The following is an 8,895-nucleotide window of genomic DNA, read 5'->3' as shown; positions in this document are numbered from 1 at the left end:
GTGATCACAGTAGGGGAGGGGTCTGACAATGCCCCGATGGGCTGTGCTCAAGCCGCTTTGAGCTGCGGTTTCTACGCGGCGTCCAGGGCGGCGCGGCAGGCACGCAGCAGCTGTTCGTCCTCGCCGATGTTGTCGCTCCCGTATGTGCCGGCCGGCGCCTGGTGCCGCCGTGGCGTGGCGAGTTCCGTACGGAGCAGATCGTGGGCTGGCGTGCCCGTCGGCCCCATCCGGGTCAGACAGTCGGCGAGGAGGGTGCGGGTGTGCGTGTTCTGCTCCCAGGCGGAGCGGAGCGCCGGGAGGACCGGCCCTGGATCCCCGGCGATGTCCCACAGGGCGCCCGCGGCGCTCGCGCGCAGCCACACCTTCCCGGAGTCGGCCATGCCGCGCAGTGCGGGCAGGGCGGGTCGGGCCGCGGGCCCCAGTCGGCCCAGGGCCTCGGCCGCGTTGCGTGCGTGGAGCTGCCCCGCCACCAATTCCCTTCGCAACGTGGGCAGTACGGCCTCCGCGTCGCCCTCCAGGAACCAGAGCGCACCGGCCGCTGCCACCGCGCACTCCCCGTCCAGCAGCTCGCGCAGGGCCGGTATCGCCTCCCGCGCGTCCGGGCCGCATCTGCCCAGCGCGTCGGCGATCGCCCGCACGAGCCACTCCCGGCTCCGCAGCCCCTCCGGCGCCCCGTGCAGCAGCCGCAGCATCTCCGGTACTGCCGGCGCGTGTCCCAGCCTGCCGAGCGCGAACAGCAGCGGCACCGCACGGTCGTAGGTGTCGAGCGCGTCGAGGGGGACCTCGCCGAGCCGCTCGTGCAGCAGTGGAGCGAGCGGGGCCGCCGCCGGGCCCAAATGCTGGACTTCGTAACCGGCTTCCGGGGGCACGACCGGGCCGTCCAACACCTCGGCGAGTGCCGCCACCGCGCGCGGATCGCCGGCTCTGGCCAGCGCCTTGAGCGGGGCGCCGAGGGCCGGTGTGCCGTGCTCCCACTGGCGTATCCGGTGCTCGGGGCCGACCGCCACCAGAGCGGCCAGGTGGTCGGCGGCCGGAGCGGCCAGACCGAAGAGGGACTCCAGTACGGAGGACGCGGCATCGCGCAACCGCTGCTCCTCGGTGACGACCTGCTCGCCGATCAACGCGACCAGCTCTTCGTACGAGCCACGCCATTCGCGCAAGAGCCCCGCCGACAACCACACGGCATTGCACCGGTCGGCCGGTTCGTCGCTGCTCAACTGCCCCTTGAGCAGGGCGATCCGGTCGGCGGTCCGGCCGCCGAGAGCGGTGTGCAGGGTCCGCAGGAGATGACCCCCCTCCTCGTCGGCGGGGCGCAGGCGTCGCAGGTGGCCGATGAGGGTGTCGGTATCGGGCCGCTCGGGCTGGTCCGGTACCCGGGGGCGTCGTGATCTGGCCCGGAGCAGCGCGACGACGGTGGGCACGAGGTCGGCGGGCAGGCGATCGGGTGCGCAGCCGGCGAGTTGGCCGAGGGCGGCGAGACGAAGCCCGGGGTCGTGCGGAGCGGCAGCGAGTTCGACCAGGTACTCCACCGCGGGAGCGGCGGACGCGGTGTGCAGGAGCGCGAACAGTCCCAGGCCCTCGGCCAGAGCCGGCCGGACCTGTTCCTCCTCTTCCTCCTCGAGCCGTCCGGCCAACAGCCCGAGGACGTGCTCCGGTTGGCCGAGGAACCGCACGAGCGCCGTCGGTGCCGCCCGGCGCACCTTCGGGTCCCGGTCCGCGAGCAGGCCGACGAAGGCCGCGGCGCCCGACCGTATCGCCGTCCGGGCCATGGCGTGGTTGCCCTCGGCGCCGTCCCCGTCTTCGGGCGGACCGTCGTCGAAGGCGTCCCCACCGCCGATGCTGACGAGCAGTTCCACGACGCCGTCCCGGTCGCGGAGTTCCGAGTGCCCGACGAGTTCGAACAGGAACGGGATGCACGCGAGTGTCGAGTCGTAGACATCGCCCTGGTGGTGCACAGCCCCGTACATCCCGTCGAGCGCTCTCTCACGCTCCTCCGGGCAGGCGGAGGCCAGTCCCCGGAGCAACTCCGGGACGTCCTCGGCGCTTCCATAGGCATGTGTCATCGAGGCCCAGCCGACCTCGTCCATCCCCGTGAACACGGCATCCTCCGCAGGCGTACGGCAACTCATCGTGAGTGTGCACCAAGGCACTGACAGTCACGTGTGCCTTTGGGGGCGTGTTCCGGCGACGGGGGTGGAACGGGCCCGCCGCCCGCGCCCAGGGGATTCGCATCGAGGCGCGGACGGCGGGGGACCGGTGGGACGCGTCAGACTCCGACGCCGAAGTCGGAGGCGATCCCGGACAGACCCGAGGCGTACCCCTGGCCCACCGCGCGGAACTTCCACTCCGCGCCGTTGCGGTACAACTCGCCGAAGATCATCGCGGTTTCGGACGCGGCGTCCTCCGACAGGTCGTAGCGCGCGAGTTCGGTGCCGCCGGCCTGGTTGACGACGCGGATGAACGCGTTGCGGACCTGGCCGAAGCTCTGTCCGCGCGCGTCGGCGTCATGGATCGAGACCGGGAACACGATCTTGGCGACCTCGGCCGGTACGCCGGCCAGGTTCACCTTGATGGACTCGTCGTCGCCCTCGCCCTCACCGGTCAGGTTGTCGCCGGTGTGCTCGACCGAACCGTCCGGGCTCTTCAGGTTGTTGTAGAAGACGAAGTGCTGGTCCGAGAGGACCTTGCCCGACTCGTCGACCAGCAGCGCGGACGCGTCGAGGTCGTAGTCGGTGCCCGTCGTGGTCCGCACGTCCCAGCCCAGACCGACGAGGACCGCGGTCAGGCCCGGCGCCTCCTTGCTGAGCGAGACATTGCCGCCTTTGGACAGGGAAACTCCCACGCTGCTCTCCTCCGTGCTGCCGTCGGCCGGGCGAGTGGACGCCCGGCACTGGATGGATCGACACCAAAAAACTACATCACTGTAGAAATAGAGCGGGAGTTGCCGGCCGAAACTCGTCGGACCTAGGTGCTGCTCGCCGCGGTGCCGGGCGTGACCAGGCCCGTTTCGTACGCCGTGACGACCGCCTGGACGCGGTCGCGCAGGCCGAGTTTGGCGAGGATGCGGGCCACATGGGTCTTGACCGTCGCCTCGGCCAGGTGCAGGTGGGCGGCGAGTTCGGTGTTGCTCAGCCCCTGTGCGAGCAGACGCAGGACTTCGAGCTCGCGCGGGGTCAACGGGGCGAGGTCACGATGGAGCGCGGCCGTCTCGGGAGACCGGCGGGCATGACGTTCGACCAGGCGGCGGGTGATCGCCGGGGCCAGGAGGGCGTCACCGGAGCGGACCAGGCGGACGGCGGAGACCAGGTGTTCGGGGGTGACGTCCTTGAGGAGGAACCCGCTGGCCCCGGCGGACAGCGCCGCGTACACCAGGTCGTCGAGGTCGAAAGTCGTGAGGATGATCACGCGGGGCGGGTCGGACGCTCCGGTCAGGATGCGGCGGGTGGCCTCCAGGCCGTCCAGTTCCGGCATCCGGATATCCATCAGCACCACGTCGGGGCGGGTGCGGCGGACCGCCTCCACGGCTTCGGCGCCGTCGGCCGCCTCCGCGACCACGTCGATGCCGTCGGCCATGAGGATCATCCGAAAGCCTGTACGAGCGAGGGTCTGGTCGTCGGCGACCACCACCCGAAGCGGTGACGTCATCACGCCTCCAGGGGGATCAGCGCGATGACACGGTAGCCGCCGGTCGGACGTCGTCCGGTGTCCAAGGTGCCTCCGTACACGGCCAGTCGCTCGCGCAGACCGAGCAGGCCGCGGCCGTTTCCGGTGGTCGTCGCGGACGCGTCCGGCGTACCCCCGGTGTCCTTGACGTCGACACGGAGACAGTCGGTGCCGTACTCGACCGTCACCGTCGCCTTGGCACCGACCGCGTGCTTCACCGTGTTCGTCAACGCCTCCTGCACCACCCGGTACGCGGCCAGATCGACCCCCGACGGCAGCGCGCGGGCCGGCCCCGCGATCGTCAGTTCCACGGGTACGCCGGATTCGCGTACCCGTCCGACCAGGGACTCCAACCGGTCCAGGCCCGGCTGCGGCGCGAGATCCACCGCGGCGGCCGGTTCCGCCCCCTCGGCCTCCATCGTCAACAGCCCCATCGCGTGCCGCAGTTCGGCCATCGCCGCCCGGCCGCCGGCCTCGACCGCGAGCAGGGCCTCGCGGGCCTGGTCGGGAGCGACGTCCATGACCTTGCGGGCGGCGCCGGCCTGGATGACCATCACGCTGACGTTGTGAGTGACGACATCATGCAACTCACGGGCGATGCGAGCCCGTTCATGCTCGGCGGCGCGGCGCAGCTCCGCGGCCCGCTCACGTTCCAGCGCCGACATCCGTGCCCGGCTCTCGTCGGCTCGCAGCTTCCACATCCGCAGCCCGCTCGCCGCCACCACGAGCGGGACGAGGATCAGCAGCGTGACGTACTGGGTGGGGACCGTGGGCGGCACGTACGGGGAAGCAGGCCCCGGGTTCATCGATTTCCCGACCGTGGCGACCGAGACCGCCGTCACCGGCAGACTCGCGAGCGTGGCCACGCGGTAGGGGCCGTAGGCCGCCGCGCTGTAGGCGGCGACGACACAGGGGTAGAACACGAGGCGCTGTGCGTCGTGCGGTGTCAGCGCCGCGGCGCCCGTCACGATCCACAGCACGGTCAGTGGGTAGCGGCGGCGCAGCGCCAGGGGCAGCGTGGCGACGACCGCCAGGGCGAGCGCCACGATCACACTGCCCGTCTCGGTCGAGCCGGCGAACGGGGCGATCCCGTCGTGGGCGTCGCGCACCCGACCCGCACCGGATTCCACGGCCCACTCGGTCGAGGCGCCTGCGAGGACGAGCGTCAGCGTGACGTCGAAGGCGAGGTTCCGGCGGGTCGGGCGCGGGAGCGGACCGGCCTGAAGCCTCAGGTGTTCGAGGGCCGTGCGGAACGGCCGGCAGTGTGCGAAGAGGCCCTTGCGCAGGCCGATCACCCGCCCCAGCAGGTGCCTTGGGCGCAGGGGGCGCTCCGGCGGTTCGGCCGCGTCCGACCGCGGATGGTCCAGGACCCCCACCGGGTCGGGCGCGGAGTGCCCGGTCGACGCGTTCATCACCGGGCCATTCTCGCCGCGCGCCGCCCACCGCGGCATCCTCCTTGCCGACCCCGGAGCGACCTCCCCCTGCATCGCTCGCCTACATCGCAGGGATGACCCGGTACGGCCTCATCCGGACGCGGTAGTGGAAATGACTCGGCCGACCGACGCGCCCGAAGCGGCGGCGCACCTAGCGTCCGGGCAGACCGGCCGACCGGCGGACGGGACCGAGGGAGACACCATGACCACACCCCTGATCGAGCTGTGCGAGGTGAGCCGGAGGTACGACGACGGGCCGCCCGCGCTGCACGACACGTCGCTGACCGTACGGGCCGGCGAGGCGGTCGCGATCCTCGGACCGTCCGGCAGCGGCAAGTCCACCCTGCTCAACCTGATCGCCGGCCTGGACCGGCCGGACACCGGGACGGTCACCGTGGACGGCGTACGGGTCGACGGGCTCGGCGAGGCCGCCTCCGCGCGCTACCGGCGGGACAGGATCGGGATGGTCTTCCAGTTCTTCAACCTGCTGGACGACCTGACCGTCTCCGACAACGTCGTCCTGCCCGCCCAACTGGCCGGGATGCCTCGCGGTGAGGCGCGTCGGCGTGCGGCGGAACTGCTCGAGACGCTGGGTGTCGACCGGCACGCCCGCGCCTGTCCCGGGCGGCTGTCCGGTGGCGAACGCCAGCGCGTCGCCGTGGCCAGGGCCCTGATGAACCGTCCGCCCCTGCTGCTGGCCGACGAGCCGACCGGCGCTCTGGACAGCGCCTCCGGGGAGGAGGTCGGCGCACTGCTGACCGATCTCAACGCCGACGGGCAGACCATCGTTGTCGTCACCCACGACCTCGCGCTGGCCCGGTCCTGCACCAGCCGAACCGTCCGGCTCGTCGACGGCCGGATCACCGAGGACGTCAGGCCGGAGGCGGTCCGATGAGCGTGCTGGGCCGGGTCGTGCGCTCGGGCGTCGGACGCCGCCGGGTGCAGACCCTCGTGATCGGGCTGACCATGACGATGGCCGTGACCGCGGCCGTCCTCGGGGGATCGCTCCTGGTGGCCTCCAGCGCGCCCTTCGACCACGCCTTCGCCCGGGAGCACGGGGCACACCTGTCCGTGCAGTTCGACGCGCGCCGAGCCACGGCGGCGCGGCTGTCCGCCTCGGCGGACGCCCCGGGGGTGGCCGAGGCGTCCGGCCCGTTCGCGACCGCGACAGTCACCCCGCACACCGACATCGAAGGCATGGACGGCGGCATCGACGGGATCCCGATGACGGTCGTCGGCCGCGCCGAGCCGCACTCCGGGGTCGACCGCGTCGCGCTGACCGAGGGACGGTGGGCCGAGCGCCCCGGCGAGATCGTGATCGCCGACGGATCCCAGCCCTTCCCGAGCCTGGGGCGGCGGCTCACGTTCCCCGCACTGCCCGGGGGACCGACGCTGAAGGTGGTCGGACTGGCCCGGTCGGCGAGCCTCACCGGCGACGCGTGGGTCGTCCCCGGCCAGATCGCCGCGCTGACGCCGAACGGCCGGAGCGCCGGTTACGAGATGCTCTACCGGCTCACCACGGCGGACACCGCCGCCCGGGTCGCCGCGGGCCGTCGCGCGGTGGCAGCGGCCGTCCCGGCGGGCGCGGTGACCGGGGCGCAGTCCTGGCTGACCGTCAAGAAGGCCGCCGACCGGGAGACCGCGCTGTTCGTCCCGTTCCTGCTCGCGTTCGGTGTCCTCGGCCTGGTCATGTCGGTGCTCATCGTGGGCAACGTGGTCGCGGGGACGGTCGTCGCGGGGCTGCGGCGCATCGGCATCCTCAAGGCCATCGGGTTCACCCCGCACCAAGTGGTACGGGCGTACGTCGGCCAGGCCCTGGTCCCGGCCGCGATCGGCACCGCCCTCGGTGTCGTCGCGGGCCATCTCGCCACCGTCCCGGTGCTGTCCGAGACCGCGAACGTCTACGGAACGGGCGGCCTGGCGGTCGCCCCCTGGGTCGACATCGCCGTGGTCGCGGGGGCGCTGGGTCTGGTGGCGGTCACCGCCTGGGCTGCCGCCTGGCGGGCGGGGCGGCTGCGCACGGTGGACGCGCTCGCCGTCGGCCGTACGCCGTCTCCCGGGCGTGGACGACGGGCGGCCCGGGTGAGCGCTCTGCTGCCGCTCCCGAGGCCGGTCGGCCTCGGGCTGGCGCGTCCCTTCGCCCGCCCGGCCCGGTCGGCCGCCATGGGCGCCGCCGTCGTCTTCGGCGCGGTGGCCGTCACCTTCGCCGTCGGCCTGTCCTCGTCGCTCGCCGAGGTGATGGCGGCGCGGGCGCACGACGCCGCCGACGTCACCGTCGGAGTCTTCGGACCGCAGGACTCCGTGGCACCGGGCGCCGAGAGTCCGGGCGCCAAGACTCAGGGTGTCAAGGATCCGAGTGCCACGGCTCCGGATGCCGCGAAGAAGACCACGGCCGATCCCGCCGCGATCACCGCGGCCATCGACGCCCAGCCGGGCACCGGGAAGTACTACGGCATCGCCACCACCCAGGCCACCGTCTCCGGAGCGGCCGGTGCCATCAGTGTCGTCGCGTTCACCGGGGACGCCTCCTGGGGCGGCTACGACATGGTGTCGGGGCGGTGGATCGAGGGGCCCGGTGAGGCCGTCGTGCCGACCCCCTTCCTGACCGCCACCGACACCCGGGTCGGCGGCACCGTCACTCTGAACGACCACGGCACGGCCGTCAGGGTCCGGATCGTCGGCGAGGTCCTCGACACCCACCAGCAGGGCATGGAGGTCTTCACCGACCGCGCGACCCTCGCCGCCGCCGAACCGGACCTCCAGGTCGAGAGCCACCACATCGCGGTGAAGGCCGGCACGGATGTGGGGGCCTACGCCGACCGACTGAACGCCGTACTACGGCCGTTGGGCGTCACCGCCGAGACCGGTCGGGTCGGCAACAACAGTGGCACGGTCGCCGTGCTGAACTCCCTGACCGCGGTGCTCACCCTGATGCTCGTCGCGGTCGCCGGACTCGGTGTGCTCAACGGAGTCGTCCTCGACACCCGGGAACGGGTCCGCGACCTGGGCATCCACAAGGCCCTCGGAATGATGCCGCGGCAGACTGTCGTCATGGTCGTCACCTCGGTCGTCATGACCGGACTCGTCGGCGGCGCCGTCGGAGTGCCGCTCGGCGTCGCCCTGCACGGCTGGATCATGCCGGCCATGGGGCACAGCGCAGGGCTGAACCTGCCCGAGTCCGTCATCGCCGTCTACCGCACGCCCGAACTGATCCTGCTCGCCCTCGGCGGGCTGCTGATCGCCGTCCTGGGTGCGCTGCTGCCCGCGGGCTGGGCCGCCCGGACCCGCAGTGCCGTCGCCCTGCGCACGGAATAGCGGCGGAACAGGAGTGGAACAGGAACGGAAGGGGGACGGAAGGGGGAGCCGGGAGCCGTCCGATCCGAGCCCATGGTTGTACTGTTGCGCAAAGCGGCAATCTTCAAGTGGGTGACGGCCAGTGGTGCGCGCCCTCGACCGAAGCGAAGAAAGGCGGGCGCACGATGCTCCGCAACGGACTGGAACCCTGGCACCTGCTGATCGTGGCGATCGTGCTCATCGTGCTGTTCGGCTCGAAGAAGCTGCCGGACACCGCCCGTGCGCTGGGCAAGTCGATGCGCATCCTCAAGAGCGAGACCAAGGCGATGAAGGACGAGAACCCCGCGTCCGCCGCCACCGCCGAGCAGGACACCGCTCCGGTGACCCCCACGGCGATCATCAAGAACTCCGCCGAGCAGACCGCCCCGCGCGCGACGACCGAGGCTCCGAGCGCCGCGCACTGAGCCCACGGGGTCCGTGTCCGGGGGCGGCGCACACCGCCCCT

Annotated in this window: 7 protein-coding genes; 3 read left to right on the top strand and 4 right to left on the bottom strand. The window is 72.3% G+C overall.

Annotation, left to right across the window (positions count from 1 at the left end; genetic code table 11):
• Positions 1-71: 71 nt before the first annotated feature.
• The 4 genes from ACFVWD_RS20425 to ACFVWD_RS20410 form a co-directional block, all read right to left on the bottom strand.
• Positions 72-2,099, bottom strand: a complete 2,028-nt coding sequence (locus tag ACFVWD_RS20425) for a HEAT repeat domain-containing protein (protein WP_389597794.1) — start codon at positions 2,097-2,099, stop codon at positions 72-74.
• Positions 2,100-2,266: 167 nt separating this feature from the next.
• The gene (locus tag ACFVWD_RS20420; RefSeq protein ID WP_075025505.1) at positions 2,267-2,842 is read right to left on the bottom strand and encodes a TerD family protein; all 576 of its coding nucleotides are present in this window, start codon (positions 2,840-2,842) and stop codon (positions 2,267-2,269) included.
• A 122-nt stretch (positions 2,843-2,964) separates the two neighbouring features.
• A complete protein-coding gene (locus tag ACFVWD_RS20415) occupies positions 2,965-3,645 on the bottom strand; it encodes a response regulator (protein WP_389597793.1) in 681 nt (226 codons plus the stop codon).
• Positions 3,645-5,075 (bottom strand): sensor histidine kinase, encoded by a 1,431-nt coding sequence (locus tag ACFVWD_RS20410; RefSeq protein ID WP_389597791.1) that lies wholly within the window; start codon positions 5,073-5,075, stop codon positions 3,645-3,647. The genes ACFVWD_RS20415 and ACFVWD_RS20410 overlap by 1 nt, the downstream gene beginning before the upstream one ends.
• A gap of 223 nt (positions 5,076-5,298) precedes the next feature.
• Here ACFVWD_RS20410 and ACFVWD_RS20405 point away from each other — a divergent pair, with 223 nt between their 5' ends.
• The 3 genes from ACFVWD_RS20405 to tatA all read left to right on the top strand — a co-directional run bounded on the left by ACFVWD_RS20405 (position 5,299) and on the right by tatA (position 8,854).
• Positions 5,299-5,991 (top strand): ABC transporter ATP-binding protein, encoded by a 693-nt coding sequence (locus ACFVWD_RS20405; protein ID WP_389597789.1) that lies wholly within the window; start codon positions 5,299-5,301, stop codon positions 5,989-5,991.
• A complete protein-coding gene (locus ACFVWD_RS20400; protein ID WP_389597786.1) occupies positions 5,988-8,411 on the top strand; it encodes an FtsX-like permease family protein in 2,424 nt (807 codons plus the stop codon). The genes ACFVWD_RS20405 and ACFVWD_RS20400 overlap by 4 nt, the downstream gene beginning before the upstream one ends.
• A 164-nt stretch (positions 8,412-8,575) precedes the next feature.
• Positions 8,576-8,854, top strand: coding sequence for a Sec-independent protein translocase subunit TatA (tatA, locus tag ACFVWD_RS20395; protein ID WP_389597785.1), 279 nt, complete (start codon positions 8,576-8,578; stop codon positions 8,852-8,854).
• Positions 8,855-8,895 lie beyond the last annotated feature (41 nt).

The sequence above is a fragment of the Streptomyces sp. NPDC058086 genome (assembly GCF_042885015.1).
Classification (GTDB): domain Bacteria; phylum Actinomycetota; class Actinomycetes; order Streptomycetales; family Streptomycetaceae; genus Streptomyces.
Note: the sequence above shows the minus strand (reverse complement) of the source record. Positions and strands in the feature narration are given on the sequence as shown.